The organism is uncultured Capnocytophaga sp. (assembly GCF_937936315.1).
Classification (GTDB): Bacteria; Bacteroidota; Bacteroidia; order Flavobacteriales; family Flavobacteriaceae; genus Capnocytophaga.
Map to the genome: position 1 here is coordinate 52,056 of NZ_CALGWU010000024.1, position 19,884 is coordinate 71,939.

At 41.0% G+C, this 19,884-nt stretch carries 18 protein-coding genes; 11 read left to right on the forward strand and 7 right to left on the reverse strand.

Annotated elements, in window-relative coordinates; all coding sequences use genetic code 11:
* Positions 1 to 163: 163 nt before the first annotated feature.
* The 6 genes from Q0162_RS03945 to Q0162_RS03970 form a co-directional block, all read right to left on the reverse strand.
* A complete protein-coding gene (locus tag Q0162_RS03945; RefSeq protein ID WP_297889440.1) occupies positions 164 to 1,711 on the reverse strand; it encodes a DUF4301 family protein in 1,548 nt (515 codons plus the stop codon).
* 218 nt (positions 1,712 to 1,929) lie between these two features.
* Positions 1,930 to 4,032 (reverse strand): GH92 family glycosyl hydrolase, encoded by a 2,103-nt coding sequence (locus Q0162_RS03950; RefSeq protein WP_297889443.1) that lies wholly within the window; start codon positions 4,030 to 4,032, stop codon positions 1,930 to 1,932.
* Between the two features lie 50 nt (positions 4,033 to 4,082).
* Positions 4,083 to 5,369 carry a glutamate-1-semialdehyde 2,1-aminomutase gene (hemL, locus tag Q0162_RS03955; RefSeq protein WP_297889446.1) on the reverse strand — a complete coding sequence of 429 codons (1,287 nt, stop codon included), beginning with the start codon at positions 5,367 to 5,369 and terminating at the stop codon, positions 4,083 to 4,085.
* A gap of 55 nt (positions 5,370 to 5,424) precedes the next feature.
* A complete protein-coding gene (locus Q0162_RS03960; protein WP_297889450.1) occupies positions 5,425 to 6,351 on the reverse strand; it encodes a PfkB family carbohydrate kinase in 927 nt (308 codons plus the stop codon).
* On the reverse strand, positions 6,352 to 6,822 hold the full coding sequence (locus Q0162_RS03965; protein WP_297889453.1) for a hypothetical protein: 471 nt from the start codon (positions 6,820 to 6,822) through the stop codon (positions 6,352 to 6,354). It lies immediately after the preceding gene.
* Between the two features lie 3 nt (positions 6,823 to 6,825).
* Positions 6,826 to 6,993, reverse strand: a complete 168-nt coding sequence (locus Q0162_RS03970) for a hypothetical protein (protein ID WP_297889456.1) — start codon at positions 6,991 to 6,993, stop codon at positions 6,826 to 6,828.
* 258 nt (positions 6,994 to 7,251) lie between these two features.
* Here Q0162_RS03970 and thrS point away from each other — a divergent pair, with 258 nt between their 5' ends.
* The 11 genes from thrS (at position 7,252) to Q0162_RS04025 (ending at position 17,955) form a co-directional block, all read left to right on the forward strand.
* Positions 7,252 to 9,195 (forward strand): threonine--tRNA ligase, encoded by a 1,944-nt coding sequence (thrS, locus tag Q0162_RS03975; protein WP_297889459.1) that lies wholly within the window; start codon positions 7,252 to 7,254, stop codon positions 9,193 to 9,195.
* Between the two features lie 99 nt (positions 9,196 to 9,294).
* Complete coding sequence (infC, locus tag Q0162_RS03980) at positions 9,295 to 9,792, forward strand: translation initiation factor IF-3 (RefSeq protein WP_040361428.1); 498 nt, start codon at positions 9,295 to 9,297, stop codon at positions 9,790 to 9,792.
* Positions 9,793 to 9,899: 107 nt separating this feature from the next.
* Positions 9,900 to 10,097, forward strand: coding sequence for a 50S ribosomal protein L35 (gene rpmI, locus Q0162_RS03985; protein WP_002674635.1), 198 nt, complete (start codon positions 9,900 to 9,902; stop codon positions 10,095 to 10,097).
* A gap of 99 nt (positions 10,098 to 10,196) precedes the next feature.
* Entirely contained in the window at positions 10,197 to 10,541 is a 345-nt protein-coding gene (rplT, locus tag Q0162_RS03990) for a 50S ribosomal protein L20 (protein WP_002674637.1), read from the forward strand.
* A gap of 211 nt (positions 10,542 to 10,752) precedes the next feature.
* Positions 10,753 to 11,382: a hypothetical protein gene (locus Q0162_RS03995; RefSeq protein ID WP_297889473.1), complete on the forward strand. Its 630-nt coding sequence runs from the start codon at positions 10,753 to 10,755 to the stop codon at positions 11,380 to 11,382.
* A 74-nt stretch (positions 11,383 to 11,456) separates the two neighbouring features.
* A complete protein-coding gene (locus Q0162_RS04000) occupies positions 11,457 to 11,978 on the forward strand; it encodes a DUF4878 domain-containing protein (RefSeq protein ID WP_297889476.1) in 522 nt (173 codons plus the stop codon).
* Between the two features lie 127 nt (positions 11,979 to 12,105).
* On the forward strand, positions 12,106 to 12,783 hold the full coding sequence (locus Q0162_RS04005) for a YiiX/YebB-like N1pC/P60 family cysteine hydrolase (RefSeq protein ID WP_297889479.1): 678 nt from the start codon (positions 12,106 to 12,108) through the stop codon (positions 12,781 to 12,783).
* A 104-nt stretch (positions 12,784 to 12,887) separates the two neighbouring features.
* Positions 12,888 to 13,418, forward strand: coding sequence for a hypothetical protein (locus Q0162_RS04010; RefSeq protein WP_297889482.1), 531 nt, complete (start codon positions 12,888 to 12,890; stop codon positions 13,416 to 13,418).
* A 5-nt stretch (positions 13,419 to 13,423) separates the two neighbouring features.
* A complete protein-coding gene (locus Q0162_RS04015; protein ID WP_297889485.1) occupies positions 13,424 to 13,951 on the forward strand; it encodes a hypothetical protein in 528 nt (175 codons plus the stop codon).
* A 93-nt stretch (positions 13,952 to 14,044) separates the two neighbouring features.
* Positions 14,045 to 17,326: a DUF2723 domain-containing protein gene (locus Q0162_RS04020; protein ID WP_297889489.1), complete on the forward strand. Its 3,282-nt coding sequence runs from the start codon at positions 14,045 to 14,047 to the stop codon at positions 17,324 to 17,326.
* A gap of 2 nt (positions 17,327 to 17,328) precedes the next feature.
* Complete coding sequence (locus Q0162_RS04025) at positions 17,329 to 17,955, forward strand: hypothetical protein (RefSeq protein ID WP_297889492.1); 627 nt, start codon at positions 17,329 to 17,331, stop codon at positions 17,953 to 17,955.
* On the opposite strand, the gene Q0162_RS04030 is transcribed toward Q0162_RS04025, so the two are convergent.
* Positions 17,947 to 19,884 carry an LTA synthase family protein gene (locus Q0162_RS04030; protein WP_297889495.1) on the reverse strand — a complete coding sequence of 646 codons (1,938 nt, stop codon included), beginning with the start codon at positions 19,882 to 19,884 and terminating at the stop codon, positions 17,947 to 17,949. The two genes, Q0162_RS04025 and Q0162_RS04030, sit on opposite strands and share 9 nt — an antisense overlap.

Genomic DNA, 19,884 nt, shown 5'->3' on the forward strand with positions numbered 1-19,884 from the left:
AAATATCTATAGTAAATCAGAATTAGTTTGCAAATTTTGCGTCGCTATACTTTAATTGCTTGTTGTGCTATGACCTTTAGCAAAGTATAGCGACGCAAAAGCGATTTTGAGACTTTTTTGAATAACAATTGTCAATTGACACCTGCCCCCTGACACCTGCCCCTCACCCTTGGTGGGTTTTCTTGAGCAGGTCGTTTACTACTTTTACAGGGTTGAAGGTGATGATAGGCACTTCAACGAATAAGGTAATCCAGTGTGCCATTGAGCCATTCCATAAACCGGGGAGTTCTAATGCTTTTAGCGGACGACCCATATAGGTTTTGGAGGTGATAAAGGCTTGGTTAGGGTCTACGTATTGTTGTAGGTCGAATTTCTCGCCTTTATAGTCTTTGGTACCGCAAATCAAGTCTACAGGGTTGAAGTGAGTAGACTGTTGGAAGATTTCCTTTTGCTTAGCATCCGCCATATTCACTTGGGCAGATTCGATGATTTGAAGGCTGTAGCCCTCACCATCTTTCACCCAGAACGGACCTCCACCAGGTTCACCTTCATTCTTCACCATTCCGCACACGCGTATAGGGCGATTGAGCTGTTCTTTGATGAACTCCATAGCGTATTGGCGGCGGAATTTATAGATGTAATCAGGAACAGAGATATTGATTTCCTTTAGAAAATCGAGTATGTGTTTCACTTCTTTCTTCTTAATCTTATTATTGTCGATACGGCGTAAGATTCTAAAGATTTCATCTTGTACTTCACATAGTTTGCCCGCAAGTGCTTCTTTGTAGAACACAGTCTCATCGGTGTATTTTTTCACTACCACATTGTCGATATTTTTAATAAAGATGATATCGGCATCAATGTCGTTGAGGTTGCTCAGCAGAGCTCCGTGACCAGCAGGGCGGAAGAGCAGATTACCTTCTTCATCGCGGAAGAAATCGTTATCTTCGGTTACCGAAACCGTGTCGGTACTTGGTTTTTGGTAAGAGAAATTCACATCAAAACTGATGTTGTAACGCTCTTCGAGTACAGGCTTGATAAGGTCGAGTTCTTTGTGGAATGCTTCGGTGTGCTGCTCAGTAATAGTAAAATGCAGGTGAGCTTCTTGTTCATCGGAAGCGTAGAGCACTGCCTCGCGGAAGTGTTCTTCAAAAGGGGTAGCGATTTTTTCGGAGTGTTTGTGGAAAGGGAGTAGTCCTTTGGGCATATTGCCATAGCCCAAACCTTCCTCATTAAGGAGGGTATTGACGATAATGTGTTTTTGAATATCTTCGTTTAATGAGGAAAAGTCGGGGTGATGTTTGTTGATAGCTGCTTTGAGAATTGGGTAGAAAGCAAAACGTTCAAGACCTTCAAAGAAGGCTTTAACTTCCTTGTTACCAGTTCTACCGACATAGGCTACAAACGATTCGCGGTCGGGCTGAAAATCATCTCTAAAGGCGAACAGCGATTTGAACATACGCGTGGCAGCCCCCGATGCTGGTACAAATTTCAGGATAGTGTTGCCTTGTTTGCGCTTTTGGTAGATTGCAGCATATTTGGCAGCTTCTTCTTTACTAAACGGGATAATACCATCGCCTATCACAGCGGCTTTATAGAGCTGAATAGGAGGTACTCCTTGCTTGAATTGGGCTACTTGGGCATTGAGCATTGCTTCACTAATGCCTTTTCTAATGAGTAGCTGGCGGTCTTTTTCTGTTAATTCATTCATAATATTACAGTTTCGTTTAACGTTCTAATTCTTACGATTGTTTGAGACGTCAAAGGTATAAACAAAAAAAGACAAAAGCAAGAAAAAACTATATTTTTTTAAGTAATAAGTAATAGCGGCTATTTTAACAAACTTTGCCAAAGTCCTTAGACTTTGGCAAAGTGTAGTGATGTAAAGGCTATTTCGAGATTTTTTAGACAGCTTTTATATGGTAATTATCAATTATTAGTTGTTAGAATTTCGTCGTAATTGATGTAATTTCTATTGAATATTCTTCCGTTGAAAAGTATTTCACCTGCTTTTTTACCTTTTTCGATAGTGAAGGTTTTGCCATTTTCTAAGTGAAGAGTAGCTTTATCAAACAATGGGGTGGTTAGATAATACCTGCCATCGGAAGGGTTGAGAGGATAAAAACCTAAAGCTGAGAGCACATACCAACTGCTCATTTGTCCGCAGTCCTCATTGCCACAATGCCCACTGGGGGTATTTTTGTATTGAGTATTCAATATTTCGGTAACGCGTTGAGATACTTTTTCGGGGTGGTTCGTGAAATGATAAAGATAAGCTACGTGATGACTCGGTTCATTACCGTGTACGTATTGACCTATCATTCCAGTACTGAAAATAGGCAATTTCTCATCGGGGGTAACGGCTAAAGTGAACATCGAATCAAGTTTCTGTTCAAAAGCGTCCATTCCTCCCATCGCAGCGCGCAAACCTAGAATATTATGAGGCACAAACCAACGGTAATGCCAAGCATTGCTTTCGCAGAAGTATTTACTGTACTCCTTAGGATTGAAAGGCTTGATAAACTGTCCTTTGCTGTCTTTAGGACGGAAGAAAGTTGTTTTTTCGTCGAAGAGGTTACACCAGTTTTCAGCACGTTTAGCAAAATAAGCCGCATCTTGTTCCTTGCCAAGTGATTTGGCAAATTGCGCAATACACCAGTCGTCGTAAGCGTACTCTAAGGTTTTAGACACCGACCAATTTTCTCCTGATTTATCTAAATCATAAGGCACATAACCATATTGCTGATAAAGACCGATTTCGCGTTCTTCCACCATTGCACTTTGTTTGCAAGCTTCATAAGCCAAGGGGATATCCATCGGGATATTCTTAAAATAAGCATCTACAATAATAGGCACAGCGTGATAGCCTATCATCATATTGGTTTCACCGCCTTGCATACTCCACACAGGCAATGTGCCATTTTCGCGGTAGTGTGTTAAAAAGCTCTTGATAAAATCGGCAGATGCCTCGCGATGCAACAAGGTATAGAGAGGGTGAGCTGCGCGGAAAGTATCCCAAAGTGAGAAAGTATCGTAACGCTTTTCAGGGGCATTGACATCACTGAAGAGATTAGGCGCCAACATCGATTGGTAGAGCATTGTATAGAAGATTATTTTTTGCTCCTCAGTTCCCCCTTCTACTGTAATTTTCTGTAATTGCCGTTCCCAGAGGTTACGAGCCGCCTCGCGATAGTCGTCGAAAGCAAAATGAGGGGCTTCGGCTTCCATATTTTTATAAGCACCTGCAATGCTGTGCATAGAAAGTGCTGTTTTCACTACTATAGTCTCATTGTCGGCGGTAGCATAGCGAAGTACCATTTTAGAGCGGTTGGCTTTGCCATTTTCTTTTTCTTCTGTAAATTCCTTATCAACAAAGGGTTTGGAGAGCTTGATCACAAAATATACCTTTTGGTTGCGCGCCCAGCCAGTAGAAAACCGATAACCTTCCAAAGTAGTATTATCCACCACTTTCAAATAAGTTTCAGTAGGTTTATCCCAGTTGATGCTATAACCTAAATCTACAGTAATTTTGGATTGTTCGTCCTTAGGGAAGGTATAGCGTTGTACGCCTACACGCGGAGTGGCAGTAAGTTCGGCTTTGATGCCATAACTCAGCAAATCAACGCTGTAGTAACCCGCAGTGGCGGTTTCGTGTTGGTGAGAGAAATAGGAGAAAGGCAGGCGGTTATTTGCTTCAATGCGCTCGTTAAATCTGCTATTAGTAGGCATAATGAGTACATCGTAGAGGTCGCCAGCCCCCGTACCCGAAAGGTGGGTGTGTGAGAATCCGGTGATGATGCTATCGGGGTAGAAGTAGCCCGAAATTCTGTCCCAACCTGGGATACCAATATCCGGACTGAGTTGCACCATCCCAAAGGGGGTCATTGCCCCAGGGTAGGTATTCCCCGTCCCATCAGTACCGATGAAGGGATTAACATAATTAGTAAGTTGCTCTTTAGCCGACTCTTTTTGCTCTGATGGATTGTGGCAAGCTACAAAAGCAAATGCCAAAAGGTAAAGGTATGGTTTCATTAGTTTGTTATTAGGTTTCAGGTTTCAGAATTTCCAAATTTTCTAATTCCCTACAATTCCATTATCACTCTGTTAAGAGCGCTGATAGTTTTATCCAAATCTTCGTAAGTAAGAGCGTCGTTTAGGAAATAACTTTCAAAAGCGCTTGGCGGTAGATAAATACCTTCGCGCAACATTCCGTGGAAATACTTGCGGAAACGCACTGCATCACTCTTAGCTGAAGAAGCGAAATCGGTTACAGGATTTTCGTTAAAGAAAAGGGTGAACATCGAGCCAAAACTGTTGATTTGGTAAGGTATACCCGCACGTTTCAACACATTGTCAAATCCTTCGTGCAAGTAAGCTGTTTTTTTCGCTAAACTATCAAACACTTCGGGCTGTTCATTCAAAGCGGTGAGCATTGCCAAACCAGCACTCATCGCCAAAGGATTACCGCTAAGGGTTCCCGCTTGATACACGGGACCTTCGGGTGCTAAATAGCTCATTATTTCTTTATTAGCAGCAAAAGCCCCTACGGGGAGTCCGCCGCCAATCACTTTCCCAAAGGTAACAATATCAGCTTTGATGCCAAAGACTTCTTGCGCTCCACCTTTTGCCAAGCGGAAGCCGGTCATCACCTCATCAAATATCAAAAGTGCGCCATTTTCAGTACAAAGTTGTCTCAATCCTTCTAAAAATCCTTCAGCAGGAGGCACACAGCCCATATTACCCGCTACAGGTTCGATAATCACACAAGCAATTTGCTGAGGATTGGCTTCAAAAAGGGTCTTCACCGATGCTAAATCGTTGTAGTTTGCTAAAAGTGTATCTTTAGCCGTACCTTGGGTTACCCCAGGGCTATTGGGGCTGCCAAAAGTTGCGCCACCACTACCCGCCTCAATAAGGAAAGCATCGGAGTGTCCGTGGTAGCAACCCGCAAATTTGATAATTTTCTCTCTGCCGGTATAGCCACGCGCCAAGCGGATAGCACTCATACAAGCCTCTGTACCGCTATTCACAAAGCGGATTTTATCGATATTAGGCACCATTGCAACCGCCAATTCGGCGATTTGCACTTCTACTTCTGTAGGAATACCGAAGGACGTACCTTTTTTAGCACGCTCGGTTACTGCCTCAATTACAGGGGCGTAGGCGTGACCTAAAATGAGAGGACCCCAAGAGGCAATATAATCGATGTACTTACGGTTGTCCTCATCGGTGAGATAAGCGCCTTGCGCTTCTTTTATAAAAATAGGATGTCCCCCTACGGCATTGAAAGCGCGTACGGGAGAGTTCACTCCACCAGGGAGTACTTGTTGTGCAGCTGCGAATAATTCGCTACTTCTTTTGTAAAGCATATCTTTTTTAGCTAAGAAGTAAGAGATTAAAGGCAAATTACTTGCCTCTTATCTCTTACCTAAGTTGAATATCAAACTGTGTAAGGTCTCTAAATTGTTGTAAGCGAGCAGTTCGCTCGTTATGGGTGAGGGTCAGCAAACGCTCAGCACCAAATTTTTCAATGCAAAACGAGGCTACATTCGACCCTTGAACAATAGCGTTTTTCAAATTAGCAAACGAGTAATCACGGGTTTTTGCTAGATAACCCACCATACCCCCTGCAAACACATCACCGGCACCCGTAGGGTCAAACACTTCGGCTAAAGGCAAAGCAGGTGCAAAGAACACCTTATCCTCGTGGAATAATAACGCCCCGTGTTCGCCTTTTTTAATCACTACATACTTCACGCCCATTGCCATAATACGCTGAGCAGCTTTCACAAGTGAATATTCTTTGGTAAGCTGGCGCGCCTCTTCATCGTTGATAGTGAGCACATCTACGCGAGCGATTACCTCCATTAGCAAATCCCAAGTGTGGTTCATCCAGTAGTTCATCGTGTCCATTACCACCAATTTAGGACGCTGAGTCATTTGGTTGAGTACATCCATTTGGAGGGAAGGGTGCAAATTACCAAGCAGAAGCACTTCGGCATCGCGGAAAGCCTCGGGGACTACAGGTTTAAAATCGTTGATAACATTCAATTGGGTATCGAGGGTATCGCGTTGGTTCATATCGTTGTGATATTTACCACTCCAGAAGAGCGTTTTACCTCCTTGTACAATCTCAATACCCGATACATCAATACGACGTTCAGTTAGTAGATTTAAATACTCTTGTGGATAGTCGCTGCCTACGATTGATACAACAGCAGCAGGGATTTCAAACTGAGCAGCAGCCAATGCGATATAGTTAGCCGAGCCCCCCATAATAGAGTTGCTTTTTCCAAAAGGTGTTTCTATTTGGTCGAAAGCGATGCTTCCAAGAATAAGTAGTTTGCTCATTTATTTATTTTGATAATCTTCCAACTCTTTTACAAGTAGTTGTATATATTTTTTGTGTTTTTCTTGATAGATAAAAGCTAAATAGTGGTTGCCGTGTATTTCATCATCAATTTTTTGTTCTTCAATAAGTAGATTGGTGTGAGCTTTTTTGAACAAAGCACTAAAGAACACACTTCTAAAATGTTGAGGAGAAGTAAAACGACGCTTAGCAGTGTTACGGTAATAAATATCGCTGCTATCACAATAATAATACAAAATCACTTCACGACAAGCTAAATAGGCTCTTATTTGTTCAATGATAAAATTGAATACTTTAGTGGAATTGGTATTAGCTACGCGTTTTTTTAGTGAAATAGCAACTTCTACTACAGGAATTTCCACAAAACCATTAGCATCTTCACTCAAAGAAAATTCTAAAACATATTTATTCCCTTCATCAGTAACAAAAGGAATATTTACTTCTAAATCCACAGCTTAAATTTTTATGTATTCTTCTTCTTTGTATTGTTTTTTTATTATTTTTTCTTTGCGTTCTAACTTACGCGCACGAAGTCTACGACAGAGTGCTAAAAGAGCATCACTCGGCTCTTGGATAGTAGTTTGCCACATATTAGGGGCTATTTGTTTTCTAGTAATTATCATTATAATATTCCTACTTTTTGTAAATTTTGGGCAAAAGTAAGAAATTATTATGAAATACGGATTACAAACGAAGGGAATTGTAGCTTTTTTCTGTTTTGCGCCAAAAAAGTAGTACATTTTTCTACCATCGAAAAAGCTCTAAAAAACATCATAACTACATTGATAACAAAGTTTTTTCTTCATTAATTATTGCTATTTGCTAATTATTTTGTAATTTTGCACTTTCAAACTCAACAATACTAAAAATCAACAATAAAAATGATTAAAATTACACTACCCGACGGTTCAGTAAAAGAATACCAAAGTGGTATCACCCCTGCTCAAGTAGCACAAAGCATCAGCGAGGGGTTGGCGCGTAACGTACTCTCTGCCTCTTTCAACGGCAAGACTGTAGAAAGCGTTACCCCACTGACGACGGACGGTAGTCTCACTCTATACACTTGGGATAACCCCGAAGGTAAAAAAGCTTTCTGGCACTCATCTGCCCACATCTTGGCACAAGCGCTCGAAGAACTTTACCCTGGCATCAAGCTCACCATAGGTCCTGCCATCGCCAATGGTTTCTATTACGATGTAGATTTCAACGGCAAACCAATTTCCGAAAAAGATTTCCCTGCTATCGAAGCTAAATTCTTGGAAATCGCTCGTGGCAAACACGAATTTAAGATGCGCCCTGTGAGCAAAGCCGAAGCCTTGTCGTACTACGCAGGCAAAAATGAGTACAAAACCGAACTCATCGAAGCCCTCGAAGATGGTACAATTACCTTCTGCGACCACAGCACCTTCACCGACCTTTGTCGTGGAGGACATATTCCTAACACGGGCTTTGTAAAAGCCGTAAAAGTACTCAGCGCTGCTGGGGCTTATTGGCGTGGTGATGAGCACAACCCACAACTTACTCGTGTGTATGGCATCTCATTCCCTAAACAAAAAGAACTCACCGAATACCTCGAACTGCTTGAAGAAGCTAAAAAACGCGACCACCGCAAGCTCGGTAAAGAACTCGAACTCTTTACCTTCTCTAACAAGGTAGGACAAGGCTTACCGCTTTGGTTACCCAAAGGAGCTGCCTTGCGCGAACGCCTCGAAGCCTTCTTGCGCAAAGCCCAAAAACAAGCTGGTTACGAGCAGGTAGTTACCCCGCATATCGGTCATAAAAACTTATATGTAACCTCAGGTCACTGGGATAAATACGGAAAAGATAGTTTCCAACCCATTGCCACCCCTAACGAAGGCGAGGAATATTTACTAAAACCGATGAACTGTCCGCATCACTGCGAGATATACAACTCACACCCTTGGAGTTATAAAGATTTGCCAAAGCGTTTCGCCGAGTTTGGTACAGTATATCGCTACGAGCAAAGTGGGGAATTGCACGGACTCACCCGCGTGCGTTGCTTTACCCAAGACGACGCGCACATCTTCTGTACTCCTGAACAGTTAGACGACGAGTTCAAACATGTAATCGATTTAGTATTATATGTATTTGGTTCTCTTGGATTTGACAATTTCACCGCTCAAGTATCGTTGCGCGACCCCGAAAACCCTACCAAGTACATCGGTAGTGATGAGAATTGGGCAAAAGCCGAAAACGCGATCATCAACGCAGCGAAAGAAAAAGGTTTGAACTATGTAATCGAAACAGGCGAAGCCGCTTTCTACGGACCTAAACTCGACTTTATGGTAAAAGATGCTTTAGGCAGAAGCTGGCAACTCGGTACCATTCAGGTAGATTACAACCTTCCAGAGCGTTTCGACCTTTGGTATAAAGGCGCTGATAACGAGATGCACCGCCCTGTAATGATTCACCGTGCGCCTTTCGGAAGTATGGAGCGTTTCGTAGCCATTTTATTGGAACACACCGCTGGAAACTTCCCTTTATGGCTCAATCCAAATCAAGCTATCATACTATCATTGAGCGAAAAATATGAAAATTATGCTCAAAAAGTTTTGAGTTTGTTAGAAAATTCCGATATTCGCACCCTGATAGACAATCGCGCTGAAACTATGGGCAAAAAAATACGTGAAGCCGAAACCCAAAAAATCCCGTATATGCTCATTGTCGGCGAGAATGAAGAAAAAGAAGGCACCGTATCAGTGCGCAAACGCGGCGGCGAAGATTTAGGAAGTATGAGCATAGAAGCCTTTGCTAAACTTATCAACAGCCAAGTAGCCGCATCAATCAAACAATTTGGCAATTAGTCAATTGACAAATTATAATAGTGAAAGTAATTTAAATTTTAAATAGCCATCATAAAAAAAAGTAACACACCGGGCAGAGATGACAAACAACCTCATCGCATCAACCGCGACATCCGCGTTCCTGAGGTACGTTTGGTAGGGGAAAACGTCGAAGGTGGCGTATACCCCACTCGCAAAGCATTAGAAATTGCTAATGAATTAGAACTCGATTTGGTGGAAATCTCACCAAACGCCACGCCTCCTGTTTGTAAGGTAATTGATTATAAGAAATTCCTTTACGAACAAAAAAAGCGTGATAAAGAGCTAAAAGCGAAAGCTACTAAGGTAGTGATCAAAGAAATTCGCTTCGGCCCTCAAACCGATGACCACGACTATGAGTTTAAGAAAAAACACGGCGAAAAGTTCCTCAAAGAAGGTTCTAAAGTAAAAGCCTATGTATTCTTCAAAGGTCGTTCTATCATCTATAAAGACCAAGGGGAAATCCTCCTCTTGCGCCTCGCTACCGACCTCGAGGACTATGGCAAAGTAGAACAAATGCCTAAACTCGAAGGAAAACGTATGACGATGTTCCTCGCACCCTTACCCAAGAAAAAATAATTAAAAATAAAAGGTAAGAAGTAAGAGATAAAAGGTATGCAACCCTACCTATTACCTCTTATCTCTTACCTAAAAAAACGGAATTATATCAATAAAAATCTAAGCAAATGCCAAAAATTAAAACTAAATCTGGAGCTAAAAAGCGTTTCAAGCTCACCGGCTCTGGTAAAATCAAGAGAAAACACGCGTTCAAAAGCCACATCTTAACTAAGAAAGCTAAAAAACGCAAGTTAGCACTCACCCACGCTACACTCGTTCACTCTAACGACGAAGCAAGCGTGAAGAAACAATTAGGCTTAAAATAATTGTTTAAATAGTAGGAAATTAATAACCGTGGAGTAGGTACCCCTAAGCGTTTGTTTTAAGCACAAACCACCTGCTACAAAAATTAAAAAAAGGAATTTATGCCAAGATCAGTAAATGCTGTAGCTCGTAGAGCTCGTAGAAAAAAAATAATGAAGCAAGCCAAAGGTTTCTTTGGCCGCAGAAAAAACGTTTGGACGGTAGCCAAAAACGCTGTTGAGAAAGCAATGCAGTACGCTTACCGCGACCGCCGTAACAAGAAGAGAACTTTCCGCGCTTTGTGGATTGTGCGTATCAACGCAGGAGCTCGCTTGCACGGATTGTCTTACTCTCAATTTATGGGTAAACTTAAAGCAGCTGACATCCAGCTCAACCGTAAAGTTCTTGCCGATTTGGCAATGAACCACCCTGAAGCGTTCAAAGCTATTGTAGAAAAAGTAAAATAAACGTTTAACTAACGATATAATTCCGTATAAAAATAGGCTGCCTCATAAAAAGACAGCCTATTTTTTTCCCTTCCTCAACTCATCATTCGTATTTTTTTATTACCTTTGCCCTTTATAATTACCCCCCGATAAGCATAACAAAAAATTGTTTTTTACCATAGTAGGACACTACATACTCTAAAACAACTCGCATCGAAATAAATAATTTAACATGAAAAAAATCTTAACTATCATTTCTTTCTTTACTATCGCTTTAGCTACTGCTCAAGAACATGAAATTACAACTGAAAACAATCAAAAAACAATGCAAAACACTAAACCACGCAGATGGTTCTATCAAGGTGAAGTGAGCGTTACCTTCCCTAGTAATAACAACGCTAAATACTCATACCAATACTACAAACCAAGCACTAATAGTTATGAAGGCCAAACCATCAACATTAGTGAACAACCTATTATCTCAAGCGACTTTTCAGTAAACTACCAATTATTCCGAATTTTTAGCATAGGAGCTGTAGGTGGACTTACTCATTTCCAAAATCCCGCTGCTACAGGATTTAAACTAGGTGGCGTGTTGCGCTTGAACCCCGTTAAGCACTCTCGTGCCTCTATCTATACCCAAGTAGCAGGATTTCTACCCCTCAGCAATCTGATTAAAACTTCTATGGGAGAAGCTAAATTCGGCTTTTCTGTCCCTATTTTAGAAAGAAAACGCTACGGAATGCATTTGGCTATGTACACCTCTTTCACAGGCTTTGAAATAAGCAAATCCCCTAACCCCGAAACCCCCGACGATGTGGAATATCGCGGCATTGGATTTAGTTTTGGCGTCAGATTTTAAAAACTTCTACCACCCCAAAAAAACATTTTAATCAAACTCATATCAACAAACGTCTAATTTAAAACACTCATAAAATGAAAAAACTTTTCTTATCTCTCTTCCTTATCGGAAGTTTAATGCTTACTTCTTGTTCTAAAAACTCACCTAAAATTGTTGCCGAGAAATTTATGACAGCTGTAAATGCTAACAATTTTGATGAAGCTGGCAAATATTGCGATGAACAAACCTCTCAATTGCTCAAATCTCTCAACGAATTGATGAAAGCTGTACCAAAAGACAATGGTAAAAACGATCAACTTTTCGAAGGTTTTAAAATCACAAAAGTAGAAGAAAACGGCGACAAAGCCAAAGTATTCTACACTACTAAAGATAGCAACGGCAAAGAAAATGCCCTCGACCTCAAAAAAATAGACGGCAAATGGATTGTTTCTATGAATAAAGAAAATAAAGAAAATGGCGGAGGTCACGATCACCACCACGATCACGATGGTCACGACCATGATATGCCAGAAATGGACCCTAATATCAACCTCGATACCCCTGATATGCCTGCTGAAGTAGAGGAGGCTCAAACTACAACCCCTACTAACAAATAAGATTACAACACTTTTAAACTACAACTTTGCCAAAGTTTCCTGCCTCTACGGCTTGCATTGCCCGTGCGCTCGCACCTTTGGCAAAGTTCTTTTTATCCCCTAACCCCTGAAACCTAACCTCCTAACAATGAAAAAGCTTCTCTTTTTCCTTGCAGCTTTCCTGCTCCTCTCCTACGCTGCTTTTCGCATTTTTTTCTACATCGACCATCGCAGTGAAGAAAAACAAGTAGCTGAGAACGAGCATTCCCTCCGTCTTACCCCTTCTCAACTCGATTCTCTACAAGAGGGCGATATCATTCTTAGGCGTGGTTATGGTATCTTCAGCGATATGATTGCTAAACGCCTTAACGACGGTCGTTTTGATGTCACCCATTCTGGAATTCTCTATCGCAAAAATGGCAATTGGTGGGTAATTCACTCCCTCTCTTCCGATGTAAGTAACATCGATGGTATGCAGGAACAGCCCTTAAACGCTTTTCTTAAATACTCTATGCCCAAGAAAATCTTAATCGTACGCCCTTTGCACAGCACCCCCGAGCAAGGTCGTGCTGTAGTACAACGCGCCAAGCACTACCTCAAAGCTCAAATCCCCTTCGACCATTTAGGCACTATCGATGAGCCTTCTCAACTTTATTGTACCGAACTCATCTACCAAATCTTAGACAACGACCTTCATTTTGTCGCTTTCCCTACCGATAAAACCCAACGCCAACAACTTTTCACCACTATGACGACGCTCTACAACCCTAAATACTTCGAGATTATCATCAATACATATCCAAATAAAGAGCAAAAAACCTTATAAAAAATCACCTTTTTCACGTTTTTTTTATAATTTTCTAATCCTCAAATTTGCTAATTTGCTAATTATTCCCTACCTTTGTTGCGTAATCATAAAAACTAACTTATATGAAAAATCTCTTATTCTTTACACTATTGATTTTTGCATTGCACTCCTCCGCTCAAGAAGCCTACAACAAAGGTGATGTATTTATTGATCTTTGCACCTCGATAGGCAATGCAGGAGTTGGTTATGGAGGAGAAATACACTATGCTTTTGCCCCATTGTTTTCGGTAGGAGCTCAGTTCAATAGCCAAAGTTTTAACTTCAACGATAAATACATCACTTCCTTTCTACCCAAACTCTCTGCCGACTTTCACTTTGGCAATCGCAATACTATCGATTGGTATGCAGGACTTTCAGGAGGATATTTTATCTGGCAGAGCAATGACCCTTATGAAAATGCTGGCAATACTGGTTGTGTGATAACCCCTCCTACTTATGACATTAGCCTTAGAAACAATCACAAAAATAATTTTATAGCTTGGGATGCTCACTTAGGCTTCCGTTACTTCATCTTCAAAAATGTAGGTCTCAATGGTCAAGCGTCCTTAGGTAATGTACGTTGGTTTAAAGTGGGAGTAAGTATAAAAATCTAAATAATATGAAAAACCTCTTATTCTTTACGCTATTGCTTTTTGCATTGCACTCCTCCGCTCAAGAAGCCTACAACAAAGGTGATGTATTTATTGATGTACAAACAGGCGCCTCGTTTATAGGAGGAATTATTGGCGGAGGCGTTCACTATGGGGTGACACCTCATATCTCGGTAGGCGCTAATCTTTCTAATCAGAGTTTTAACCTCAATAGTAAGTACGAAACCGCTTATGTGCCAGAGCTCAGCGCCGATTTGCATTTTGACCATCGCATCACTACCGATTGGTATAGCGGTCTCTCGGTAGGCTACTGCTTTTGGCAAAGCAACACCCCTGATAGTTATAGTTCTGGAGGTTGTGAGACCTCTTCCTCCCCTACCCCCGAAAAATTCAGAAGAGAACACCCCAATAATCTCGCATTGTGGAACATTCACTTAGGCTTCCGTTACTTCATCTTCAAAAACGTAGGTCTCAACGGACAAGTAGCTTTTGGCAATGTGCTATCATTCAAAGTGGGCGTAAGTGTAAAAATCTAACCCCTATCCCCTGAAACCTGACCCCTCCCCCTTGCTAATTAGCAATTATTTCGTATTTTTGCCCTCAATAATAAAAAATCTAATTTTATTACAATGACGGATAAAGATTTTTCAAGATACAACCTCATCGCTGGTTGGCTGGTGTTTGCTATTGCTTTGGTTACCTATAGCCTTACCGTAGAACCTACAGTAAGTTTTTGGGATTGTGGTGAGTATATCGCTACATCAGCAAAATTAGAAGTAGGTCACCCCCCTGGAGCCCCTTTCTTCCAGATGATGGGCGCTTTCATCGCTGCTTTTGCTCCTAATAGCGACAAAATAGCCTTAATGGTGAACTATATGTCGGTGTTATCGAGTGCTTTCACAGTGTTGTTCTTGTACTTTATCATCGTTAATCTCACTAAAAAAATTGCTCTGCGCGAAGCCACAACCCTTAGCCAATCTCAAACTATTATAGTTATGGGCAGTGGCGTGGTAGGTGCTTTGGCTTATACTTTTTCCGATAGCTTCTGGTTCAACGCAGTTGAAGCCGAAGTATATGGAATGGCAATGCTCTTTATGTCGGCAATGTTTTGGTTAGGCATTAAGTGGACAGATAGTCTGCACGAACCACGCGGCGACCGCTGGTTGTTGCTCATCTCGTTGGTAGTAGGACTTTCCTTTGGGGTACACTTTATGGCGCTGCTCACCATTCCTGCTATCGGGATGTTGTATTTCTTCAACAGCAACTACAAGAAAACTGTAGTGAATTTCATCCTCGCCAATGTAATTTCCATCGCTATACTATTGCTCATCTTCAAACTGATATTACCCTACACATTGGCGTATTTCGGTTATTTAGAAGTCTTTTTCGTCAATAGCTTTGGAATGCCGTTCAACTCAGGGACTATTATCGCGGGGCTCTCAGTTATTGCTTTCTTCTACCTCACTCTCAATTATGCTTATAAGAAAAACAAAGTGCGCTTGCAAACAGGCATTTTGTGTTTGTTATTTATATTTATAGGATTTTCATCTTGGCTGATGATTCCTATTCGCGCAAATGCCAATACAGTAATCAACGAGAATAGTCCTACCGATGCGCGCTTGCTCTTGGCGTACTACAACCTCGAACAATACCCCGAAACGCATCTTTTCTACGGACCTATGTACACCGATAAGTATGCAGGTATCGACCCCGAACATCCTTATGAAGATGCTAAACCTAAATACGAACGCGACTATAAATTAGGCAAATACGTGATTGTAAACAACTACAAGAACGCTCAAACTGCCTCTAATAGAGCGCAAATGGGCTTCTTGCCTCGTATGTGGAGCGCCCAACACGCAGCTAACTATATGAAGCTCACCGGCAATCCTCCTTTCAAAATTACTGAAGAGGCTTATGCCGACCCTCAAGCCTACCAACTATTGCAAAGTATCCAACAGCAAATGACGCTACGCGCAATGCCTCCAGAGCGTTACGACCAGTTCCTAATGCAATTCCGCGATGAAGTAGAAGTGCAAAAACCTACTTTTTGGCAAAATATGAACTACCTCTTTAGCTATCAGTTTGGCTATATGTATTTCCGCTATTTGGCGTGGAACTTCATTGGTAGACAAGACGATGTGCAAGGAAAATTAGAAAACGACCACGGCAATTGGCTTTCAGGAATTTCAGCTATCGACAATGCTCATCTCGGCTCTCAAAAAAACCTCCCTTCCGATGTGTTAAACAACAAAGCCCGCAATACTTATTACTTCCTGCCTTTCCTTTTGGGAATTTTAGGGTTGCTGTTTATGGCTATCAAAAGTGAACGACAAACGTGGGTGATTATGGTGCTTTTCCTCTTCACTGGTTTAGCACTGAAAATCTATCTGAACGAGCGTCCGTTTGAGCCTCGCGAGCGTGATTACGCCTTGGTAGGTTCGTTCTATGCCTTTGCAATATGGATAGGTATGGGCGTGTATGCCCTTTTCGATTGGTTGAAAAAATACATCACCCCTAATGTATTAGCTCCTGCAACTGTTATCCTTTCTCTAATATCTGTGCCTGCGCTAATGGCTTATGAAAACTGGGATGACCACGACCGCTCTCAAAAATATTCGGCTGAGTTCATTGGGAATGCTTACTTAGAATCAGTAGCCAAAGATAAAGATGCGATGATTTTTACCATTGGTGATAACGACACCTTCCTCTTGTGGTATGCTCAAGAAATTGAAGGCTACCGCACCGATGTACGCGTCATCAACACAAGTTTGTTACAAACCGATTGGTATATCGACCAAATGAAGCGCCAAGCCTATAAAAGTAGCCCTATTCCCGCACAAATAGAGCATAAAAACTACGCTTACGGCGTGCGTGAGGGCATTTACTTCCGCAAGCGCACCGAAAACCGTTGGAATATCAAAGATTTTGTAAATTGGGTTACCAGCGACGACCCTAATACGCAAGAAACTCGCGGTGAAGGTGAGTACAAACAAACTTTCTACTACTACCCTACTAACAAAATACGTATTCCTGTAAACAAAGAAAATGTACTAAAAAGCGGTATCGTAAAACCTGAAGATGCCGATAAAATAGTAGATTATATAGATATTACCTTGCCTAACGCTATCGACAAGGCGCGCATTGTGATGCTCGACATCTTGGCAAACAACGATTGGAAACGCCCTATCTACTTCACCGGAGGTAGTATGGATGCCACCGAGTACATTTGGATGAAAGACTATTTGCAACTCGATGGATTAGTGTACAAACTCGTGCCTATCAAAACCGAAATCGATAAAAACCACCCTTACGATATGGGGCGCATCGATACCGATTTGATGTGCAACATCGTGAAAAAATGGACGTGGGGCAATATGGGCAAACCTAATATCTATTTAGACCCCGAAACGCGTAAGAACAGTATCATTTTCCGCGGCAATATCGCTCGCCTTACCGAGAAGCTCATCGCCGAAGGCAAAAACGCCCAAGCCAAAGAGATGCTGGATATCGCTATGAAAAATATGCCAGTAGAGGCGTATGGCTACTATTTCACCCTCGACCCCTTTGTACAAGGCTATTTCAAAGTAGGACAACGCGAAACTGCCCGCAAACTCGCACAACAGATTTTCGCTAAATACCAAGAAGAACTGAACTACTATACCCATTTAGATGCCGAGGAACTCAACCTCAGCGTTGCCCGCATACAGTACGCTATCGACCGCTATGGCGACCTCTTACAACTCATTGCTCCTTTGGATAGTGAATTCTTCCAAAAGGAATGGGCAGTATTCAAAGCAAAAGCAAGTCCGTTTATGGGTGCTAAAGAATTAGAAGAATATTTTAAAGAGCCCACCGAAGAGGAAAAAGCTGCTGCCGATAGTACTGCTATTGTTGAAGAAGAAGAATAACAATGCGTTATCTTAGTTATATCATATCGTTTTTCACACACCCTATATGGTTTCCTATTTATGGAGCGATGTTGGTGTTGTTCCAAATACCTTTTTCGCCCACTATAGAAAGTGTGAAGTACACTTGGCTATTGCTATTGCTCACCACGGTAGCCTTCCCCACCCTTGTATACCTAATGCTCTTTGTACTAAACTGGCTCAACGACCCTTTTGAGGTACCTGTAGAGAAGCAAAAATGGTTGTGCTATGGTTATATAGTGATATTGCTATTCACCGCTTTCAAGATAACCCCCATAGACCATTACCCCATTTTGTATTTCTACATAATGAATTTGCTCATCAGCACCTTTATCATCTTGTTAATGCACTATTTAAAATTTGTAGGCAACATATTTGCTATGGGAGTAGGAGCGCTCACCTCCTTTAGCATACTGCTGAGCATCACTTTTGAAATAGATCTAACTTACATAATAGCCTTGCTTATATTTCTCAGTGGAGCTACTTTATCGGCTCAAGCCTATCTATCAGGCCAAACGATATGGAAATTAGCCATCAGCTGGATTATAGGCGCTCTACCACAGCTTTCACTCATTATATTGTTTAAGAATTTATTATTCGGATTAACGTAGTTTGTCATTAATGATTCTATCCATAAAATCTTGTATAAAGGCACGCATATCTGCGATGCCTTTTTTCATTTCTTCATTCTTCGAAACTTCTTCCTTTAGATTTTGAGTGAGATTTAAATCGGTATTAGCATAAACACCTACTACTTCACCTTCTAAATCTAGCACGTAAATATAATTACCTTGTATAAGTTGGTAAAATTGTGTATTGGTAACAAAAGCACGAGGTGTTTCATCGGGTAAATTTGCTAATAAACTGCGCCCCCAAGAGCGAAACGGCTGTTTGTACCCCATAAGATAAGCAAGTGTAGGAAAAATATCTATTTGCTGCCCTAATACATCCGAGCTGCCTTGTGGTATCAGCTTTTTATTTGCACTGAATAAGATAATAGGCAATCGGTGGTGAGCTATTTTTTGCTTGTAGAAATCGTAGTAATCTTCCGTAGTATGGTCGGGTATAATGGCAAAAATAGTATTAGGATACCAACTTTCTTTTTTAACGGTATCAAAGAATTTACCTATTGAATAATCGCTGTATTCCACTACGTTGTGCATTAGCATATCGCCTTTATTAAATCGCTTGTTATGAGGCTCTGGTACTTTATACGGGCCATGTGAAGAAAGCGTAAATACAGTTGCTAAAAAAGGCTGTTTCATCTGGTTGATTTTTTTAGCAAAGAACTGCAAAAAAGGCTCGTCGTCTATCCCCCAACTTCCATTGTAGTAGCGGTCATCATTAAATTCTGTACGCCCTAAATAAGTTTGGTAACCTATTTGGTGAGTATAGCCATCAAAATTCATAGACCCATTGGTTGCCCCGTGAGCAAAGAGGGTTTCATAGCCCAAAGAACGAGCTATATTAGGCAAAGATGACACCTCACGTTGTGCATACCCCGATCTCACCCAAGCTGTTTGGAAGGTAGGCATCCCTGCTGTAACTGCCGAAATCCCTTCGATAGAATGGATACTATTGGCGTAGATATTCGTAAAATAAAATCCTTTTTGAGCTAAAGAATCTAAAAATGGCGTATGGGTGCGATAATTAGGAATCTGTGTATTTTGATTCATTACCCCAAAATATTCTGCCCCCATACCTTCTAATATGATAAATACAATATTTGGCTTCTCAGTTACTTCGTTGTGATATTGTTTGATAGGTTTGATGTACTGCTGAATATATTCATCGGTTGTAAATTTAAATTCTTTAAAACCTTTGTTTTTACCCATAGTGCGCAAGATTGTAAAAGGCGTATTCAACAGTACATTCACTTGCGAAATATCACGTGCGTATTTGCTTGCATCCATTACGGTAAGAGGAATCACTCCTGCTTTGAACGAGAAACCGCGTATTCCAAAAATAAGCGTAGGCGCTAAAAGTACTATTACTATTATTGAAGTAATAAAATATGGTTTCTTTCTTGTTATTTTTTCCTCTTTTATCTGTACTTTCTTATAAAGGAAAATCCAAAATAGCACTAATACTAAAAAAACTACAAAAATTGCCCAATATTGTACCAAGAAACCAGCAAGTAGTGTGATAGGATTATGTTCATTCTCAACTAAAGCCCAATCATTGGTGGTAAGACGTGTTTTGTTATAAGAAAAGTAGGCAATATCTATAAAATTGAGTAGATAAGCCGGAATATTACAAAGAAAATATACCCAAAAAAGAACTTTCTGAAATTTATTTTGAGCATTAACAAGTAGCGGAAGAACGCTCAAAAAGATAAATAGTAAGTTTACATAGATAATCGCTGTAGTATCAAACAATAATCCATAGAAAGCCAAGCGCAAAAAATCACTTATACCCTCTACGCTCAAATGTGCGTGGTTAAAACTGTAAAAAGCAAGCCTCACCAAAAAATAAAACAAATAAACTAACACTAACCGATAAGCTAATGCTTTGTACTCGCTAATCCTAAATGACTTCAT

Excerpts from the sequence above, each read along its gene's own strand:
- thrS (WP_297889459.1), top strand. The coding sequence starts at position 7,252 with ATGATTAAAATTACACTACCCGACGGTTCAGTAAAAGAATACCAAAGT.
- Q0162_RS03995 (WP_297889473.1), top strand. The coding sequence starts at position 10,753 with ATGAAAAAAATCTTAACTATCATTTCTTTCTTTACTATCGCTTTAGCT.
- Q0162_RS03960 (WP_297889450.1), bottom strand. The coding sequence starts at position 6,351 with ATGAGCAAACTACTTATTCTTGGAAGCATCGCTTTCGACCAAATAGAA.
- Q0162_RS03945 (WP_297889440.1), bottom strand. The coding sequence starts at position 1,711 with ATGAATGAATTAACAGAAAAAGACCGCCAGCTACTCATTAGAAAAGGC.
- Q0162_RS04005 (WP_297889479.1), top strand. The coding sequence starts at position 12,106 with ATGAAAAAGCTTCTCTTTTTCCTTGCAGCTTTCCTGCTCCTCTCCTAC.
- Q0162_RS04010 (WP_297889482.1), top strand. The coding sequence starts at position 12,888 with ATGAAAAATCTCTTATTCTTTACACTATTGATTTTTGCATTGCACTCC.
- Q0162_RS03950 (WP_297889443.1), bottom strand. The coding sequence starts at position 4,032 with ATGAAACCATACCTTTACCTTTTGGCATTTGCTTTTGTAGCTTGCCAC.
- hemL (WP_297889446.1), bottom strand. The coding sequence starts at position 5,369 with ATGCTTTACAAAAGAAGTAGCGAATTATTCGCAGCTGCACAACAAGTA.
- rpmI (WP_002674635.1), top strand. The coding sequence starts at position 9,900 with ATGCCAAAAATTAAAACTAAATCTGGAGCTAAAAAGCGTTTCAAGCTC.
- rplT (WP_002674637.1), top strand. The coding sequence starts at position 10,197 with ATGCCAAGATCAGTAAATGCTGTAGCTCGTAGAGCTCGTAGAAAAAAA.
- Q0162_RS04000 (WP_297889476.1), top strand. The coding sequence starts at position 11,457 with ATGAAAAAACTTTTCTTATCTCTCTTCCTTATCGGAAGTTTAATGCTT.
- Q0162_RS04020 (WP_297889489.1), top strand. The coding sequence starts at position 14,045 with ATGACGGATAAAGATTTTTCAAGATACAACCTCATCGCTGGTTGGCTG.
- Q0162_RS04030 (WP_297889495.1), bottom strand. The coding sequence starts at position 19,884 with ATGAAGTCATTTAGGATTAGCGAGTACAAAGCATTAGCTTATCGGTTA.
- Q0162_RS03970 (WP_297889456.1), bottom strand. The coding sequence starts at position 6,993 with ATGATAATTACTAGAAAACAAATAGCCCCTAATATGTGGCAAACTACT.
- Q0162_RS04025 (WP_297889492.1), top strand. The coding sequence starts at position 17,329 with ATGCGTTATCTTAGTTATATCATATCGTTTTTCACACACCCTATATGG.
- Q0162_RS04015 (WP_297889485.1), top strand. The coding sequence starts at position 13,424 with ATGAAAAACCTCTTATTCTTTACGCTATTGCTTTTTGCATTGCACTCC.